This is a genomic window from Bacillota bacterium (genome assembly GCA_009711825.1).
Lineage (GTDB): Bacteria > Bacillota > Proteinivoracia > UBA4975 > VEMY01 > VEMY01.
The window spans coordinates 33,072-50,587 of record VEMY01000002.1 but is presented as its reverse complement, the minus strand read 5'-3'; the positions used below and the strand labels follow the sequence as shown (position 1 = coordinate 50,587).

Below are 17,516 nucleotides of genomic sequence, written 5' to 3'. Positions count from 1 at the left end.
CCCTCTTTCGAGTTTATTAAATCTCTGGGACGAATCGGCCCTGGCTGCGACTGCCGGTAAACCGGCCACGCCGGACAACGATCTGTCCCCGGAGGACTGTCATTTCCACCTGCCCGCAAATTTCAGTTCCGGCAAACGGAGTGTAGCCGGCCCGGGTATAGACACTGTCATCGCTCAATTGCCACCTGGGCTCGGGATCATAAACCACCAAATCGGCGTCGGCGCCGACCTTAAGCGCACCCTTGCCCTCGAGCCCGAAAAGCTCTGCCGGGCGTGTGGCCAGCAAACTCACCAGCTGCGGCAGCTCGATACGACCGCGGTCCACGCCGTAGGTGTACATCAGAGGCAGCAGGGTCTCGCTGCCGGGGATGCCGGGCAGGATATCCAAGGCCGTCTTGCCCAGGGCCTTTTGCTCCGGCGTATAGGCGCAGTGATCGGTGGCAATCACATCAATTGCCCCCTCCCCGATGCCCTGCCAGAGGGAGTGGCAATCAGCTTCGGTGCGCAGCGGCGGCGTCATCAGGTATTGGGCCCCGTCGGGGCGGGCCAAACTTGCCCGGTCCAAGAGCAGGTAATGGGGCGCTGTCTCCACATATATGGGCAAACCCTCCGCCCGCGCCTCTGTCAGCAGGGCCAGCGCCTCTCCCGTCGACAGATGTACGACATAAAGCGGGCAACCGCTCTCCCGGCAGAGAGATATCAGCTTACGCACCGCCTCCACCTCGGCAGCGGCGGGTCGCAGGTCAGGATGGTGACCGGGCTCCGTTTTACCGGCGGCAATACCGGCTGCGGTGGCGGCAGAGACGATTTCGTCATCCTCGGCATGGACGGTGACCAACAATCCTGCCTGGCGGCAGGCGGCGAGAATCTCTCGCCATTTGGACATGCTCAGCATGTAACCAGCTTCCCGATAGGTGGTGAATAATTTGACGCTGGTAATACCCTGTTGTTTCAGGGCTGCAAAATCTGCCGGATCGGCAGTCTGCAACTCATCGGTTATCACTAGATGAAGATTATAGTCCACGGCACTGGCGACAAATTCCCGCTTGCGGTCGTCAACGCCGGCAGAAAGCGGCGCGCCGGCAATCATATTTGCGTAGTCAATCACCGTTGTCACTCCACCGATAAGCGCCGCCACACTGCCTGAATAGACATCATCGGCGGTTAGGGCCCCCCGGGCCTCCAATAGATAATGGGTATGGGCGTCGATGATCCCCGGCAGCAGCAGTTTGCCTGTCAGATCCAGCACGGCTTCCCCGGGTTCGGGCTCCAGCCTGCCAATGGCGGCAATCTTCTCCCCCTTCACCCGCAGGTCGGCTTCAAACACTGTATCCGTCACTAAGGTTGCATTTTTATATAACACGAAGCTCCCTCCTAAAAGTTCGGGGGGGTAATTGAAGATATGAACACCAGTTCATCGCTGCCGATATTGGTAATTTTATGGGGAATCGAGGCAAAGTAGTAGATACAATCGCCTTCGGTAAGGGTGTATTTTTCGCTGCCCACTTGAATTTCCATGGTGCCCGCAAGCACCACAGTGCACTCTTCTCCCAGGTGGGTCAGGGGCTTATCACAGGTAGCGGCGCCGGGCTTAAGCCGGCCCTGAATCATTTCCATCTGCTGATTGAGGTTGGGGGACAAAAGCTCAAAGGTTAGGCTGTATCCGGGAAAAGACAGGATCTTCCGCTGTTTGCGGCGCACAACCGGATTATGCTCTTCCGGATTGAGCAGAAAATAAAAGATCGGTACTTCCAGGGCGTTGGCGATTTTGCGCAGGCTGGTGATTGACGGCTCCGCCAAACCCCGTTCCACCTGGCTGAGAAAGCTGGGTGTCTTGTCGATGAGGGTCGCCAGTTCTTTGAGGCTGAGTTTTTTCTCAATGCGCTTGCTGCGAATCTTGACGCCCAATTCACGCGCGTTTTCCATAATCTAACTCCATTCCAGAATTTGCTCCAATGCTGAAAGTTCTGGAGGCACTGAAAGCGGTTTGCCGGCCGCCTGGAGCGCGTTCTTGATATCTTTGAGGCCGTTGCCGGTATTGACAACGGCGACTGTGTCTTCGCTGGCCACCACACCGCTTTGCACAAGCTTAGCCAGACCGGCGAGCCCGGCTACCGACGCCGGCTCGCCAAAGACCCCGCTGGTGCGGCCCAACATACGCATGGCCGCCAGAATTTCGGCATCTGTTACCGTCACCATCACGCCGTCAGTGGCTCGGATTGCCGCCAGGGCTTTTTCCGGGTTGCGGGGTAGGCCGACGGCTATACTGTCGGCAAGGGTATTCTCTTGCGCCGGGGACAGCGGCTTGCCACTGACAAAGGCATCGTAAATCGGTGCGCAGCCGGCTGCCTGAACGCCAATTAGTTTGGGGATTTTATCGATAAAACCGAGGGCAGCCAGATCGTGCAAAGCTTTGCCAGCGCCGGCAATGGTGCAGCCATCGCCCACGGAAACAACCAGCCAGTCGGGCAGTTGCCAGCCCAATTGTTCCGCCAATTCCAAAACCGCTGTCTTTTTGCCTTCCATTAGGTAAGGATTGATGGCAGCGTTCCGGTTGTACCAGCCCCACTTGTCCAGGGCCGCAGCCGAGAGCAGGAAGGCAGCCTGATAATCACCTTCCACCGAAATCACCTTCGCCCCATAGATCAGAAGCTGGGCAATTTTACCTTGGGGCGCCCGGGCGGGGACAAAGATTACGGCCTTCAGCCCCTGGCTGGCGGCAATATTTCCTGCCAAAGAGGAAGCGGCATTGCCGGTGGAAGAACAGGCAATTGTGCTCGCCCCTGCCTCCCGCGCCTTGACGACTGCAATCGCCGATGCCCGATCCTTTAAGGACCCGGTGGGATTGAGACCATCGTCCTTGATATAAACCGTCTGCACTCCCAGCTCCCGGGCGAGGCGGGGAGCGGTGAGCAAAGGAGTCCACCCCAGGGCAAATGCCGGCCGGGGGGTTTCCGGGTCGATTGGCAAAAGGGGAAGATAGCGCCACAAAGAGTAGTCAGCGCACCGGGCAAGCTTTTCCCGTGACCAATTGCCTGCGATGGCGGGGTAATCATAATCTACATCCAACAGGCCCTTTTCTCCGCAAGCAGAGCAAAGATAGCGGTCCGGCGCCGGCGGATAACGGCGCCGACAGGTGATGCAGACCAGCCCCTTTACATATTCCATTCCCGCACCTGCCTAGAGAGCAGCCAACAGACCGGTGCGGCGATTGAATTCTTCGATCTGACAATCCAATTCGCCGGCAAGCGCCTGAATACTGCCCCAATAATTTTCCTGGTCATACCATTGTGCGTTTAGCTCCTCCACATCCTTGCCCTGTTGTTCGACCCAGGTATAGTACTTGAGATTATGGATGCGCTTCTTGTCCTGGTACGTAAGCTCTTGAAGATGATCCACCGATACCCCCAGCAGGTCGCGATAATAGCTGATGGCGGCATCGACTTGCTCCAGGGCGCCGAACTGCTGATTCATTTCTTCCAGGCGGGAGTTATACATTTCCATCGAGTCGGTGAAAACTGTCATAACCACATCATTTTCTGTGAGCTCATAATACTTGGCAAACTTTATCGCCGAAAGCAAATTGGCGATGCCGGAAATCCCCAACAGGGACAGATTTTCCACCACAGAAGCGGAAACACCCTGGCTCTGCAGATATTCCTGGCCAGCCGGCTCGTTAAACAAGCGCATAACCGACATGGCATCATTATCGTCGATGGCCATGACCATGTCAGTGTTGTAGACATTGTGCACCCACGGGACGTGTTTGTCGCCAATCCCCTCAAGGCGGTGAGCGCCAAAGCCATTGTTCAACAGTGTCGGGCACTGAAGGGCCTCACTTGCCGCCAATTTACAAGTGGGGTAGAGCTGTTTGAGGCGGTCACCGGCGCCGATGGTGCCGGCAGAACCGGTGGTAACCACCAATCCGGCAAATCGATCGCGAGCGCCCAGCAGGTCTGCCAGCAAATCGGTCATGGCCGTGCCGGTTACCTCATAATGCCAGAGATAATTGCCCAGCTCATCAAACTGATTGAAGATCACCACATCGTCTCGAGTGCGCCGGAGCTCCCAGCATTTATCAAATATTTCCTTTACATTGCTTTCACTGCCGGGGGTGCGAATAATCTCGCCTGCGACCTGGGCCAGCCAGTCAAAGCGCTCCTGGCTCATCCCCTCAGGCAAAATTGCAATTGAGTCGCAGGCCAGCAGCGCCGAGTTGTAGGCGCCGCCCCGGCAGTAGTTCCCGGTGGACGGCCAGGCCGCCTTGCTGGTGGTGGGGTCAAACTGACCGGTGACCAACCGCGGGATCAGGCAGCCAAAAGTGGCGCCAACCTTGTGGGCGCCGGTGGGAAACCACTTGCCCACCAAACCGATAATTTTGGCCCGGACACCGGTGAGGGCCGGCGGCAACTCAAGATAATTGACACCGCCGAAAAGCCCCCCTGTGCGGGTAGGTTCGTTGCGCCAGGTTATCCGAAACAGATTGTACGAGTTCAGATCCCAAAGGCCGATATTGCTAAGCTTTTCTTTGATTGACTCAGGTATTAGTGCAGGGTCCTTTTGTTGAGCCAGTGTGGGAATAATAATCTTTTTCTCCCGGGCGCGGGCCACCGTCCGGTCCAGTTGCTCCTGGTTAACCGACAAATCAATCATCACACGCTGCCTCCTTTTTGTTTAAGCCTGACTTAAACTCCATCAAAATATTTGTATGCTACTTAAACATTTCTATGTTTAAAGAATTTTCCCTGCTTTATTTCAGCAATTTTTTACAATAATTAGAGCAGTGTGACGGGGATTTGGCAGATACCAGCCATAATCAGTGGGAAAGCCAATCTTTTCAGCATGTTGGCGAGCTTTCAGCGCGTCGATCCGCAACTGTTCGCTGAGAAAGGCAGCCGCTTCCTCGAGGTTGGCTACCGGCTGGCCAAAATCTATGTCCAGCTCTTCACAACTGTATGTAAGACCCAGCTCGGTAAGGATGTCTAGGGTCTGCTGATGAGCCGGACGCCGGTCACCATTGTCGCGAGATGACCGGTCCCGGAAAAATTTCTTGCCCGTTTTCGCCGGTGCAACAAAAACAAGCATTCGGGGGCCGAGGGCAAGCATTTTCCGAATGCTTGCTGCGTCCCGCATCACCTGGCCACTGCTGAAGGCAGCCAGCACCACATCCACCGACCGCTGAAAATCAGCATCCGGCCAAACCCCTTCAACTATGTGGATATTGTTCGCGCCCATTGCCTTTGCCTGTCCACGCAAAAATTCCAACGCCAGCCCCTGGGAATCAAGGTTATATATTTCTTTGATCTCTTGGTAGAGGGCGAGGGCATAGAGGCCGGGGCCGGAACCAATGTCCAACAACACATCATCAGATCGCAGATGCGGACGCAGTTTGTCGAGGATTGCTTTGGGATATTGGCTGCGCCTGCCCGCTTCGATATACCAAGCCAAAGATTCTTCAGTCCATTGTTTCATTGTTAAACAGCTCCTTTTGTAAGAATCTATCTATTTCCAGGGCCGCCGCCCCATGATTATCCTCGGTCACCGTGAGAATCCGGGTATCGGGATGGGTGCGAATCCGATCCAAAAACGGATTGGATTTATTTTTCAGCACCCCCAGCACCGGCCACGGACAGTCCAGTGCAGCAAAAACTGCGGCCTGAAAGGCCTGGGCGTCTCGTTCAAAAATACCCAGTTCGTCCAGGACGATCAATTGCACCTGCTCGGTAACCGCAGCCAATACCGCCTGGCGCCCCTTGCCGTCAAAGACCGCCCGCTTGCCTCGCCATTTCCCATCGGGACCCAGCTCAATCACCACATCCGCAGGATGCGCCTCTGGCATTTGCGTTTGCGGTTGATAGGGCTCCCAGGCCAAATCCAACAACCGGAATGCCCATGTCCAGCCATTTTTCTCCAGGCGCTGCACGGAAAAGCCGCCATAGGAGACCGGGGACTTAGCCAGGGCACGGCGAAGCAGGTTGGTCTTGCCAATCCGGGGCCGCCCGGAGAGCAATAAATTTTTCATCGCGCTCAACTCCTCAATCGACAGACAATATTCATCAATAATCAAATATAGTATAATAGACACATTCAGGGAGGTGTGTTTTTAAAATGAGTAATATATGGACAAAGCTCAGAGAAAATTATCACTCCGGCCAGCAGACTCTGCTGACAATTGCCGTTGATGGTCCCCATCAAGACCAGTTAGCCCTCCGGGATCCCGACGGGCATTTGCTGGCAGGTGCAGATTTACCGCTGCCAACCGGGGTTGAAACGGACCGCCTGATCACCTGCGGCGACGACCTGCTATACAACGAGCGAATCATCCCGCCGGCAAACATGGTAATCTTTGGTGGCGGCCATATAGCTGTACCGCTGGCGGCAATCGCCAAAATAACCGGCTTTACTGTCACCGTGATTGATGACCGCAGTGATTTTGCCAACCGGGAGCGGTTTCCCTATGCCGACACAGTTATGGCCCTGGATTATGGAGTTGCAGCCGAAAAACTGAACATAGGCGCCGGTCATTACCTAGTGATTGTGACCCGGGGGCATGTCCACGACCGGGAGTGCATGGAACTGGCGCTGAAAACCGATGCCGCCTATATCGGAATGATCGGCAGCAAAAAGAAAGTGCGGGAAGTCTTTGACTGGGCCCGGGAGCGCGGCATTGATCAAGAGCAATTGAACCGGGTTTTCGCGCCGGTGGGACTGCCAATTGGCGCCCAGACCCCGGCAGAAATCGCTGTCAGCATCATTGCCGAGGTAATAAACGAGCGCAGCAAACAACCGCCGACGGCGGATATGAATGAAATCCTGGCCGCACTTGCTGCAAAAGGCGCCGAAACTTACGCACTGGCGACAATTGTAGAAGCAGGCGGCGCCACGCCCCGGGACGCAGGTTCACGGATGTTGGTGCGGCCCGACGGCACAATCATTGGCACGGTCGGTGGCGGCCTGGGCGAAAAGCTGGTAATCGAGGCCGCTGCTGAAGTTATCCAAACCAACTGTCCGCAGCTTCTTGATTATAACCTTAACAACACATTGGCCGCCGGCGAAGGTATGATCTGCGGGGGCAAGTTCAAAATTTTTGTGCAGCCGGTATAAAACTGATTGCAAAATGGCCGGGGGTAAATACCCCCGGCCATTCGATATTTGTTGTTTAAAACAGGCGACCGATGACCCGCTCCAAAAATTCCTTGGCTTCGGGATAGGCCCGGTTAAAGGTCAAAGTGAAGATTACCAGGTGCAGCAGCACGCCGGCCAAACCGCCCCAAATGCGCTCGATATTTTGGCGCTTATGAAACCAACGCACAACCGCTACTGCTGTATAGGACACAAAACCGACCAAAAATGCGCCGCTGGCCAGGGCCACAGCCGAATAGAGGCCGACTATGAATAAACTCTCAAGATCCATTGCGAACACCTCCGTGGTATAGTAATTATTCGCCCAAAAAATGAAATTATCCTGCATGCAATGCATAAAATATAGTTTTTAACTTTTTTATCTTACCTGAAGTGGGCGGTTTTGCATAGCGTAATTTTAATTTTTTTCCCGGAGGTTTTTGCCATTCAGAACAAAAAAATTACCAGCATACGCGTCGCGACCATCGACCAATGGCAGGCAAGCCCCACCAACCAGCCACGCTTCCAGACCAACCATCCAAAGAATATCGCCGGAACTATATTCACCAAAATAGAGAATAAGGACAACAACTCGCCGGCGCCCAAGGGCTGAAAGATGGTGCCCACCAAATCCTGACCCCGATTATAGATTGCCGCAATGCCAATCCCGACCCAGTAAGCCGCAGGAGATAGCTGGAGTTGGGGGAAAAGAGTGACCAAGAGCGCTACAATCAAAGGCAGGACGAATAATCGACCAACAGTCTCCTGTAAGAGAGCGTCTGCGATTGAAATCATGACACCGCCGCCAAAACCTGGATAAGACTGGCGTGAAAACTCTAAAAAACCGGATAGGTCCAGTCCCTCAAAAAAAGAAATGGCAATCATGGCGCGGGCAGCCAAAGTGAAAACTGCCAACATACCGCCCAGCAAAAGCGCCCGTAAAAATACAACCCTGGGTTTTGAATCGGTATCTGCTAATGTCAAGCTGATGCCCAGCCAGGGCGAGAGCGCGAGGCCGATGCCAATCACCAGCGCAAGGATTACACCGTTACCCAAGAACAACCGCCATATGCCGGCAGCATCATTTACAAATGGGATAAGTGCCAACAGATTTGCGGCCAATATCACGCCGAAATACTTCCAGGAAAACTCAAATCCCACTCTCATCACCTCGTCTATTAACTTTCATTCCCTGTTAACTGCCAAAATTCCTGCATAATTCCAAATAAATAATGGAAAGAACAAACAATTGTCCGTATGTTTTTTATGACTTATAATTGCAGTAGAGAAGAGAAAGGAGAATGCCCGTGAGATTTAAACCACTACTGTTAATCCTACTGCTTATACTTACAGTTACCGCCTGCACATCAACGCCGCCTGCTTCTCCGCCCGACGACCCAAATGACTCCCAACAGGGCCAGAATCCACCGGATAACGATTCCGAACCTGACCCCGACCCGGAGCCGCCCTTTGACTTTGCCACGTATCAACCCAACGAACTGGGGCGAATTCCGGTTTTTATGTACCATAATATCGGCGAACCGGAGGCAGAATGGGTGCGCACCGCCGACAATTTCCGCAATGATCTCCAGCGCTTTTATGACGCCGGATTTCGTTTGGTGAGCATGACCGATGTCATCAACGATAATATTGACATTCCCGCCGGGACAAGCCCCCTGGTATTGACCTTTGACGACGGGCCGAGAAATAACTTCAATCTGATTAAAGACGAGACCGGTGAAATTGTCCTTGATCCTGACTCGGCGGTGGCAATCATCCTAGACTTTGCAGAGCGCAATCCCGAAATGGGCACTGCCGCCACCTTTTATCTGAACTTTCCCCATCCCTTCTCCCAAACCGATTCCTGGTACACCGCTGAGCACCGGAATTGGAAACTGGAACAGCTTGTGGAATGGGGCATGGAGATTGGCAACCATACCTATACCCACCCCCATCTGAGCCGCGACATAGACAGCGAAGAACAATTGCTGCGGGAAATGGGCGGCGGGCAAGTATTTATCGAATCTGTGCTGCCGGGATATAAAATGAACTCCCTGGCCCTGCCCTTTGGCTCCCGACCTAAGGAAGAGTGGCAGCATCTGGCCCATCGCGGCGTCTATGAAGGGGTAGAATATCAGCACGATATCATCCTGCTGGTCGGCTCCCACCCAGCCCATCCTCCCAACCACCGAGATTACTCGCCACGGGCAATGCCGCGGATTCGCGCCAGCAACTACGGCGGCGACTTCCTGGACAACGCCTTAAAACAGCTGGAGTCGAACCGCTATATCAGCGACGGCGACCCCGACACCATTACCATCCCGGAAACAATGAAGGAATACTTGGACGCCGAAACACTCGGCGATAAATCGCTGCGGGTTTATGACCCGGTGGAATTTAAAGAAGTAGAATAACGCAAAATGGGCAGACTCCGCGTCTGCCCATTGTATATTAAACTGTGAAAAAAGCGACACAACCAATAAAACTCATGATTATATAAATGACTAACAAGGCAATTATGATGTTCTTGATTATTGCTAAAGAGTGCTCGATATTCTTCAGGCGTTGATTCTGTTTGAGACTCACCCAGAGCGCCACCTCGGCGTCATCCACAGCGCCGCTTCCATCCTCCTCCAAGCGGTAAAACTCATCACCATCATCGTTGATTTTAAACTTACTTGCAAATTCCTCGGGCGGTATCAATTCCTTGGCACGTTTATATTCAGTCTCAGAAATCTTCACCCAGCGCCGTTGTTTCCAGGCCTTAAACGCTTCAATCTCCTGGCGAAAGCTGTTATCCATCCAACCCCTCCCCAATGGCATGATTTTCTAGTACATTATACCACTATAGTGAGAGAATTGTGCTGACGGTGCAGGTTCTTTTCCGACCCGTCCTGCTTTAGGACAAGGGACCCTGTACGGGGGTGTGCATGATATCTATCGGCTTCTGAACTTGACCGAGTGCTCCTCATTATACAGCTCAAAAACCAACGTAATGTCAACCCACTGCTCACAGAACCACCTGAAGTCGTCCGGATCAGCGGTCCATGTGCGGGGCACAGTGATGGTTTCCTGTATATGCCAGCGGGCGCCGCGAGAAAAGTTGTAGCTGTAATCAAACTCATACTGCTCTGCCTGGAAATGATTATGCAAAGACTCAGGCAAATGCAGGCGGATATTGAAGGTGCTTGGCTTTCGACTATAATCAGCGAGTTCCAGAGAAATATTGACTTTTGCTTCTTCGGATGAGCTGGACACGTATATTCTTGCCTGTTCAATGTCAATAGATTTCAGCTCGTGATTCCACAGCCACAGGGCGCTGGTGCGCATAAAATTAACACCACTTTGCATAAGCGGGAAAATCAGAATATCAAGCAAAAGAAAAACAGCAATTTTATGTTTACTGAAGCGTTCAAAATGTAAAATACTCCAGATTGCATAACCAAATAGTGCCAGGGTTAATAAATGGACTGGAAAAAAGGTTGTGTTGCCCACCTGAACTGTCTAGTATTCTCCCAGGGAAACCGTATGATGGGGTAGTTTAGCAGTTAAGGCCGTACCCACCAGCATCAGGCCCAGATACTTGATTAAATCAAGATCCAGTCTGCCCATAGCATGTCCCCCCTTTGGCCAAAGTCTATCATAAGCTCAGGATTTGACAATAGGGAAGACAGCAGGTCCCTTGTCCGGCTTGCCTTACCCTAGGTCCCGGACAAGGGACCTGTCCCCCTGTCCGGGTCGCTGCTGATGAAGACCCGGTGGGGGTAGGCAATCTCGATGCCTTCTCTGGCGAATTGCGCGAGGATTTCTTTACGGAGCATGCGCTCGATGAACCAGTAGCTATCGGGCAGGACCAGGGCAATCAATGTAAAGGTGATGCCTTTTTCGCCGATGTCGGTGATGCCAAAGACGCTGGGGTCTTCGATGATCTGGTCGTGATGGGCCGCGGCGACAGCGCGGCAGACCTGTTCCAGCACTTCCTCCACCCGTTTTTGCTCATACTTATAGGGCACGGTCACCGAAATAATCGGGCGCATACGCTGCCGATTGTAATTGGTGACCCGGGAAATCTCGCCGTTGGCTATGTAATGGAGACGCTGGGACCACTCCCGGATCTTGGTGACCCGGAGCCCGATTTCCTCCACTGTGCCGGTGAAGTCGCCGTTTATCTGGACGAAGTCCCCGACATGAAACTGGCCCTCAAAGAGGATGAAAAACCCGCTGATGAAGTCCCGCACCAGGTTTTGGGCGCCAAAGCCCACTGCCAGCCCGACAATCCCGGCGCTGGTGAGGATTGGCATCACAGGAATATCAAAGAGCACAAGGATTGTCAGGCCGGCGATAAAATAGACAACATAGCGGATTAGGGAATGAAGCAGCGAGACCAAAGTCTTGCCCTGGGCGGGATCCACCTTGTCGTTGAGGAGCAAACGGGGCAGCAGCGCCCGCACTGCCTTCAGAAGCAGCCAGGCGATTACTATAATCGCCAATATCCGGATAAGCAGCAACCCTGTCTGGGTTAGAAACTGCCAGATATCGATATCCAGGTTGTCGAAAAACATACGAATATAGTCCTGAATCCGTTCCATATTAACCCTCCAGTTCCACCGGCACCGGCGCCAGCAAGGTCAGGCTATTGGCCTCTGCCCTACAGCGCCAGGCGTAAATTTCCACACCGGCCTCCGCTGCCCGGGCCAGCGCTTTGGCAAAGTCCGGGTCGGTGCGCCCATTTGGTCTAAATACGCTGGCATCTTCCCGTTGGATTACAAACATTACCGCGGTCCGATAACCTTCGGTCACCGCAGCCGTGAGTTCCGCAAGGTGGCGGGCGCCTCGCAGCGTGGGCGCGTCGGGGAACATCGCCACACCGGCCTCCACCAAGGTAACTGACTTCACTTCCAACAAAGTTTGCTGACCGTTGCCGTCGGTAAAGGCGAAATCCAGGCGACCGGCGGCGTGGCTAAATTCTGCCCGCACAGTGCTGACGCCGGTAAAGGGCGGCAGCGCGTCGTTTCTTAGAAGTTGGCCCACCAGGTAATTGGGCAAGCGCGAATCCAAGGACACCCAGGTCCCATCCTTTTCCACCAGCATCAAATCACAGGTTGTCTTGCGTCCGGGCGCCACGTCAGTGCGCACCAACACATTGGCGTCGGGCACCAGCAGTTCCGCCAAGCGTCCGGAGGTGGGTACATGGGCGCGGACCCGTTCCCCTTCTAGCTCCACTTCGGCCACAAACCGGTTGGGCCGAGCCAAAAACCGCGCCGGCGTAAAGCGGCCAGGCACATGATAAGCTTTATCCACAAATCTCCCCTCCAACTTCCTGTCTTACTTTGACAACAAGCCGGTTTCCGGCTATCATCGAACTGACAGGAGGGACTACATATGATTGTACTTGCTGCGGACCAAATCTGCAAATATTACGGCGCCGAACTGGTGCTGGATAACATATCGCTGCAGGTCAAGCAGGGCCAGAAGGTTGCCCTGCTGGGCGCCAACGGCAGCGGCAAAACTACCTTATTAAACATCCTCGCCGGGCGCTTGGAAGCCGATGGCGGCCAGGTAATCCGGCAAAAAGGGGCGCGTCTCGGCTACCAGACCCAGGAGTTTAAAGTAGTGCCCGGACATACAGTTCTCAGCGAGGGCCTGGCGGTCTTTGCCCACCTGGAGGCGATGGAAAAGGAACTGCGCGCCCTGGAGCAGGTAATCACCGACCGCCCTAATGACCAGCAAAGTCTGAAGAAATACTCTGGGCTCAGTCAACGCTTCGAAGAAGCGGGAGGCTACCAATACCCAGCCCGCACCCGCAGCATCCTTCGGGGCCTGGGTTTTTTAGAAACCGAGTTCGACCAACCGGTGGAGCAGCTCAGCGGCGGCCAGCAGAGCCGCCTCTCTTTGGCCAAGCTGTTGCTCTCGGACCCGGATATTCTGCTGCTGGATGAGCCCACCAACCACCTGGACATCGACGCGATCCAGTGGCTTGAAGACCACCTCCGGAACTATAGCGGTGGCCTCTTGATGATTACCCACGACCGGCGCTTCCTGGAAGCGCTGGCTGACGAAATCTATGAACTGAATCATCAGCATCTGGAGCGCTATCCCGGCAATTATCACTTCTTCCAACGGGAACGGGCCAGTCGTCGCAAACAGCAGGCCAAGGAATACCAAAAGCAACAAGAGTATATCCACCGCACTGAGGACTTCATCGCCCGTAATATCGCCGGCCAGAAGACCAAATTGGCCCAGAGTCGGCGCAAGGAGCTGGCGAAACTGGAGCGGCTGGCGCCGCCCCCCGGCGAAAATTTCAAGGCCGCCTTTAGCTTCCGACAAAAGCGAACCAGCGGCCGCCATGTCCTCCAGGTGGAGAACCTGGCCAAAGCCTGGTCAGAGAAGCCGGTGTTTAAAAACATCAGCTTCCAGCTGGAGCGAGGGGAACGGGCGGGACTAATCGGCCCCAACGGCTGTGGCAAGACGACACTGCTGGAGGTTATCTGCGGCCACATCGCCGCCGATTCCGGCCAGGTGCGCCTCGGCCACCATGCGGATATCGCTTACTTCAGCCAGAAACGGACTGACCTCAACCCGGAAAACACCGCCGCTGATGAGATTTGGGCGTGCCGTCCGACATGGACCCGGGGCCAGGTCCAAAGCCTGCTGGCCCGCTTTCTGTTCCGGGGCGAAGAGGCCTTCAAACCGGTGCGGGTGATGAGCGGCGGCGAAGCCGGCCGCCTGGCCCTGGCCAAACTGTTCCTGGAAGAGGCGAACTTCCTCGTCCTGGACGAACCGACCAACCACCTGGATATCGACAGCAAGGAAGTGTTAGAGGACGCCCTGGACCAGTATCCCGGCACGGTGCTGGTGGTTTCCCACGACCGTTGGTTTTTGGACCGGGTAACCAATATCACCCTGGCCATGAGCAATGACGGCGTCAGCCGCTACTTGGGCAATTATCAATACTACCTGGAAAAAAAGCGCGCCCAGGAAGAGCAAGCGGCCCGCCCCCAGGCGGCGCCAGCGGCAGCGCCAAAGGCCGAGCGCAAGCGCAGCGGCCTCTCACCCAACGAGCGCTTCCGCCGCCAAAAGCGCCTGGAGGAATTAGAAACGGAAATCGCTACTGCCGAAGAGCGTCAGGAAGAATTGCACCAACAGATCGAGGAAGCAAGTGCCGATCATCAGCTTCTGGCCGACCTCACCGCCCAGCTCCATGCCCTCAGCCAACAGTTGGAGGATTTATACGAGCAATGGACTCAGGTGAGCGAGGAACTCTCGGAAAACTGATAGTAAAATAGGGGGAAGCTCAGAAACAACAAGGTTGTGGCTGCCGCCACAATCCCCGAATCATTGAGGAGTAGAGCGGCGGCGGCAGCAGCGATTGCACCCCGAACCAGGGGCCAGTGCGCGCCCAACTGCCGCGCCCAAAAGCGCCTTCCGGCCACCAAAATCCCAATTGCCGCCAGGAGTAGGGCGCCGAAGGCCCGGCTCCACAGGGACCAGCGCACCAAACGCCAGGCCATGGAGAGCTTGCGCTCAATCGTGGGCAAAAGCTCGCCCGGGTCGCTGGCGAGGGTGGCCAAAAACCGGCCCACATGGGAGCGTTCGCCCACCAGATTCAAGATAATAAATCCCAGCCCAAATCCAATCAGCGCCAACACCGCCCAACGGCGGTGTTTTTTGTTGTGGAGGTCCCGAGACTCCACCAGGGCGAAGGAAAAACCAATCACCGAGGCCAGAGTGCCACCAAAATTGGCGCCCACCCCCGGTAGCATCAGCACAGCCACTACCACTCCGTACACAGGAATTCGCCAGCGGCGGCGAAGGCCACTGGCGGCCAGTAGCACGCTGCCCACCAAAACGCCCATATACTCATTGCCAATCCCATAATAACGGGCCCCGGAAATGGCGTCGTAGCCCAGGATTGAACGCTGCTGCAAGGGCGCGCCCACAAGCGCATCGGTGGCCACTGCCAGCGCTGTAACTGTGGCCAGGATAGTCATTGCCTGGCGGGGTGGCAGACGCCACAGGGCGCCGGCAATTGCCAGCGCCCCCGCCAGCCAAAAGATCACCGTCAGGGGATGGCCCGGCACCGCCCCCAGGGCCAAGAACAGCAGCGGGGTGGACAGAACCATCAACATTGCAAACCGCAACCAGCCCAAGCGCCGCCAGCGCCAGAAAAGCGCGGCCAGCGCCAGGGCGACCAAGATAATTACCGCCGCTATGAACCCTTGAATCACCGGGGTCCGCAAGCGGTAGACCCGGCCCATTTCCCATTCCCGTCGCAGCAAATGGTCAACCCCCTGATTGCCGTATACCGCAGGCGGCTGGCCGTAAATTTCTCCCGGCTCCCAGAGCCCAAAATGATTGAGAATGGCGGCAGTAATGTCCAGATTGGCCACCACACCGGGGCGCCGGGTGGTAGCCGAGCCCAGCAGTCCGGGCGAAAACGCGCCACCATAGGCGACCAGCGGTGTCAGCCAGCGTCCTTCCTCTGCCCCCAACTCTCGGTCCGCCTGCAGACTGGTGATGAGCAATAAGTCCCCCGGCTGGAAATCGGCGAGAATCTCCCCCAATACCTGATCCAGCTGGCGCAGGGCCTGATGTCTGAGAGCATCTTTTTGCTCGCTACTTAGATGCCCAGCATACTGCTGAACGCGGCTGGTGTCACCGGTGTCAATTACCAACAGGTCCGCTTCCAGCCACTGCTCAAGCCCCTGGGTGAATGCGTCCAAATCGGCCCGCAGGCCAAAGGGAAAATCCGGGTCCCTGGTCAGAAGCTCCGAGCCGCAGAGCCCGGCCTGGATAATCCCGTTTTCGTCGGCGGCGATTGCCGCCGACGGGCGAAACAATTCTTCGCCGTCGCTGTTGGCAAGCACCGCCACGGAAAAACCGGCCTCCCGCAAACGGGTGGCTAAGTAACCGGGCCGGACCACATAGGGTAAATCTTCATTGGCGGCATGAATTGCCGCCATTTCCACTAAAACCAAATTGCCTGGCTCCGGCAGTATGCCGGTACGCCTGGCCAGCACCTGCCGGGCGAGGCTACCTTCCACCAATTCATCCTCCCGATAGGCAAATGCAGCCCCCGGGCCCAAGGCCCGACTGCCGGCGCCCAGGGTGACGGCTGCATGCTCGCTATTGCGACCGCCACCGGTATTGGTGTTGACCAGGGCGAGGGAGCCCTGGTCAAGCAAGTGTTGGAAATGGGGCAAATCCTCATCGACCAAGTGCTCCAGGTGCACGCCGTCCATCACCAACAAACGAACCCGGGCGGCAGCAGCCGGTTCCAGCATCAGAGACAGAAACAAAACAATGAATAATAGCCTACGCATCAATCACCCTCCGGTAGAGCTGATAATTGCCGCTTATCATGGCATCAAGCGCAAACCGGGCCTGCAAATGTTCCCACGCGCCTACAGTCAGGCGTTGGGCCAGTGCCCGGGACGTGAGAATTTGTTTTATCGCCAGCGCCAGACGTCCCGGCGCATCTGCCGGCACCAGCAGGCCGGTCTTGCCGTCTACGACCAATTCCGGCACGCCACCCACAGCGGTTGCCACCACCGGTACCGCCTGAGTCATTGCCTCCATTATCGAGATGCCCAGCCCTTCGCTGCGGGTGGGCAGCACAAAAACACCCATCCTGCGCAAGTATCCGCCGACATCATCGACATGGCCGGTAAACTTAACCACTGACTCCAGGCCCAGCTCCCGGGACAAAAGCTCCAGTTTCGGCCGCTCTGGTCCGTCGCCGACAATCAGTCCGCGGACATTTGGTAAGTCCCGCCGCAAAAGAGCCAGGGCCCGGAGCAGCACATCGATACCCTTGCCGTGAATCAGGCGGGCCACCGTTCCCACCACCGGGCGCGGACAGAAGTCTGGCAGCGGCGTCAATTCAATGCCATTATAAATTACCTCTATCCCTGACTCCGGTAGGCCCAGGGTTGCCAGTGACCAGTCCCGCAGCCAAGAAGATACGGCCACCCAGCGGGCAGTGCGCCGACGCAAACAGCCCTCGGCCCAAAGGGCGCCCCGAGTGTACAAGCCCTTCACCTGCAGGGAATTGTGAATTGTCACCACAGCCGGCACCCCGGCCACCAGCGCTGCCAGTCGCCCGTTAACGCCGCCCTGAAAACCGTGGCAATGGACCAGGTCTACCCCTCCTTCCCGGATGTCCCGGATCAGGGCCGCCATAGTTAGCGGGCTTACCGGCCCCGGTGGCGCAATCCGCACCTCCACGCCCCGGGCATAGAGCCCCGCGGCCAGTTGGCGAATATGTTTTTTGATGCCGCCGGCAGCGGGGCCGGACACCTGCAGAACCCGCAAATTAATCGCCTCCATCCCGATATTCTGGCCCTGCCGGCACATGATATTCCGCGCAATTGCCAGGCCAGGCAATTAAGGTT

Annotated in this window: 17 protein-coding genes; 3 read left to right on the top strand and 14 right to left on the bottom strand. The window is 55.8% G+C overall.

The window, feature by feature from the left end; genetic code table 11:
• Positions 1–16 precede the first annotated feature (16 nt).
• From hydA to FH749_01425, 6 genes are all read right to left on the bottom strand, one after another.
• Positions 17–1,402 (bottom strand): dihydropyrimidinase, encoded by a 1,386-nt coding sequence (gene hydA, locus FH749_01450; GenBank protein ID MTI94144.1) that lies wholly within the window; start codon positions 1,400–1,402, stop codon positions 17–19.
• Complete coding sequence (locus FH749_01445; protein ID MTI94143.1) at positions 1,375–1,926, bottom strand: helix-turn-helix domain-containing protein; 552 nt, start codon at positions 1,924–1,926, stop codon at positions 1,375–1,377. The genes hydA and FH749_01445 overlap by 28 nt, the downstream gene beginning before the upstream one ends.
• 3 nt (positions 1,927–1,929) lie before the next feature.
• A complete protein-coding gene (thrC, locus tag FH749_01440; protein ID MTI94142.1) occupies positions 1,930–3,168 on the bottom strand; it encodes a threonine synthase in 1,239 nt (412 codons plus the stop codon).
• 12 nt (positions 3,169–3,180) lie between these two features.
• A complete protein-coding gene (locus FH749_01435) occupies positions 3,181–4,653 on the bottom strand; it encodes a pyridoxal-phosphate dependent enzyme (GenBank protein ID MTI94141.1) in 1,473 nt (490 codons plus the stop codon).
• 102 nt (positions 4,654–4,755) lie between these two features.
• Complete coding sequence (locus FH749_01430) at positions 4,756–5,472, bottom strand: methyltransferase domain-containing protein (GenBank protein ID MTI94140.1); 717 nt, start codon at positions 5,470–5,472, stop codon at positions 4,756–4,758.
• A complete protein-coding gene (locus FH749_01425) occupies positions 5,456–6,022 on the bottom strand; it encodes a hypothetical protein (protein MTI94139.1) in 567 nt (188 codons plus the stop codon). The genes FH749_01430 and FH749_01425 overlap by 17 nt, the downstream gene beginning before the upstream one ends.
• Before the next feature lie 86 nt (positions 6,023–6,108).
• Here FH749_01425 and FH749_01420 point away from each other — a divergent pair, with 86 nt between their 5' ends.
• Complete coding sequence (locus tag FH749_01420) at positions 6,109–7,104, top strand: xanthine dehydrogenase (protein ID MTI94138.1); 996 nt, start codon at positions 6,109–6,111, stop codon at positions 7,102–7,104.
• A 55-nt stretch (positions 7,105–7,159) separates the two neighbouring features.
• On the opposite strand, the gene FH749_01415 is transcribed toward FH749_01420, so the two are convergent.
• Both FH749_01415 and FH749_01410 read right to left on the bottom strand, forming a co-directional pair.
• The gene (locus tag FH749_01415; GenBank protein ID MTI94137.1) at positions 7,160–7,414 is read right to left on the bottom strand and encodes a hypothetical protein; all 255 of its coding nucleotides are present in this window, start codon (positions 7,412–7,414) and stop codon (positions 7,160–7,162) included.
• 155 nt (positions 7,415–7,569) lie between these two features.
• Complete coding sequence (locus tag FH749_01410; protein MTI94136.1) at positions 7,570–8,283, bottom strand: hypothetical protein; 714 nt, start codon at positions 8,281–8,283, stop codon at positions 7,570–7,572.
• 140 nt (positions 8,284–8,423) lie between these two features.
• Between FH749_01410 and FH749_01405 the strand changes: the two genes are divergently transcribed.
• The gene (locus FH749_01405; GenBank protein MTI94135.1) at positions 8,424–9,536 is read left to right on the top strand and encodes a hypothetical protein; all 1,113 of its coding nucleotides are present in this window, start codon (positions 8,424–8,426) and stop codon (positions 9,534–9,536) included.
• Positions 9,537–9,573: 37 nt separating this feature from the next.
• Here the strand turns inward: FH749_01405 and FH749_01400 are convergent, their stop codons facing one another.
• From FH749_01400 to sfsA, 4 genes are all read right to left on the bottom strand, one after another.
• On the bottom strand, positions 9,574–9,924 hold the full coding sequence (locus tag FH749_01400) for a hypothetical protein (protein MTI94134.1): 351 nt from the start codon (positions 9,922–9,924) through the stop codon (positions 9,574–9,576).
• Between the two features lie 135 nt (positions 9,925–10,059).
• Complete coding sequence (locus tag FH749_01395; protein MTI94133.1) at positions 10,060–10,452, bottom strand: hypothetical protein; 393 nt, start codon at positions 10,450–10,452, stop codon at positions 10,060–10,062.
• 371 nt (positions 10,453–10,823) lie between these two features.
• Positions 10,824–11,711: a mechanosensitive ion channel family protein gene (locus FH749_01390; protein ID MTI94132.1), complete on the bottom strand. Its 888-nt coding sequence runs from the start codon at positions 11,709–11,711 to the stop codon at positions 10,824–10,826.
• Position 11,712: 1 nt separating this feature from the next.
• A complete protein-coding gene (sfsA, locus tag FH749_01385) occupies positions 11,713–12,423 on the bottom strand; it encodes a DNA/RNA nuclease SfsA (GenBank protein ID MTI94131.1) in 711 nt (236 codons plus the stop codon).
• An 81-nt stretch (positions 12,424–12,504) separates the two neighbouring features.
• Here sfsA and FH749_01380 point away from each other — a divergent pair, with 81 nt between their 5' ends.
• The gene (locus FH749_01380; protein ID MTI94130.1) at positions 12,505–14,397 is read left to right on the top strand and encodes an ABC-F family ATP-binding cassette domain-containing protein; all 1,893 of its coding nucleotides are present in this window, start codon (positions 12,505–12,507) and stop codon (positions 14,395–14,397) included.
• On the opposite strand, the gene FH749_01375 is transcribed toward FH749_01380, so the two are convergent.
• Positions 14,367–16,445 carry a hypothetical protein gene (locus FH749_01375; GenBank protein MTI94129.1) on the bottom strand — a complete coding sequence of 693 codons (2,079 nt, stop codon included), beginning with the start codon at positions 16,443–16,445 and terminating at the stop codon, positions 14,367–14,369. The genes FH749_01380 and FH749_01375 overlap by 31 nt on opposite strands.
• The gene (locus tag FH749_01370; GenBank protein ID MTI94128.1) at positions 16,438–17,478 is read right to left on the bottom strand and encodes a glycosyltransferase family 4 protein; all 1,041 of its coding nucleotides are present in this window, start codon (positions 17,476–17,478) and stop codon (positions 16,438–16,440) included. The genes FH749_01375 and FH749_01370 overlap by 8 nt, the downstream gene beginning before the upstream one ends.
• Positions 17,479–17,516: the final 38 nt, after the last annotated feature.

Bases quoted from the DNA above. Each gene is read 5' to 3' on its own strand.
- FH749_01445 (MTI94143.1), bottom strand. From the start codon at position 1,926: ATGGAAAACGCGCGTGAATTGGGCGTCAAGATTCGCAGCAAGCGCATT.
- thrC (MTI94142.1), bottom strand. From the start codon at position 3,168: ATGGAATATGTAAAGGGGCTGGTCTGCATCACCTGTCGGCGCCGTTAT.
- FH749_01435 (MTI94141.1), bottom strand. From the start codon at position 4,653: ATGATTGATTTGTCGGTTAACCAGGAGCAACTGGACCGGACGGTGGCC.
- FH749_01430 (MTI94140.1), bottom strand. From the start codon at position 5,472: ATGAAACAATGGACTGAAGAATCTTTGGCTTGGTATATCGAAGCGGGC.
- FH749_01425 (MTI94139.1), bottom strand. From the start codon at position 6,022: ATGAAAAATTTATTGCTCTCCGGGCGGCCCCGGATTGGCAAGACCAAC.
- FH749_01420 (MTI94138.1), top strand. From the start codon at position 6,109: ATGAGTAATATATGGACAAAGCTCAGAGAAAATTATCACTCCGGCCAG.
- FH749_01415 (MTI94137.1), bottom strand. From the start codon at position 7,414: ATGGATCTTGAGAGTTTATTCATAGTCGGCCTCTATTCGGCTGTGGCC.
- FH749_01405 (MTI94135.1), top strand. From the start codon at position 8,424: ATGCCCGTGAGATTTAAACCACTACTGTTAATCCTACTGCTTATACTT.
- FH749_01400 (MTI94134.1), bottom strand. From the start codon at position 9,924: ATGGATAACAGCTTTCGCCAGGAGATTGAAGCGTTTAAGGCCTGGAAA.
- FH749_01395 (MTI94133.1), bottom strand. From the start codon at position 10,452: ATGCGCACCAGCGCCCTGTGGCTGTGGAATCACGAGCTGAAATCTATT.
- FH749_01390 (MTI94132.1), bottom strand. From the start codon at position 11,711: ATGGAACGGATTCAGGACTATATTCGTATGTTTTTCGACAACCTGGAT.
- FH749_01380 (MTI94130.1), top strand. From the start codon at position 12,505: ATGATTGTACTTGCTGCGGACCAAATCTGCAAATATTACGGCGCCGAA.
- FH749_01375 (MTI94129.1), bottom strand. From the start codon at position 16,445: ATGCGTAGGCTATTATTCATTGTTTTGTTTCTGTCTCTGATGCTGGAA.
- FH749_01370 (MTI94128.1), bottom strand. From the start codon at position 17,478: ATGTGCCGGCAGGGCCAGAATATCGGGATGGAGGCGATTAATTTGCGG.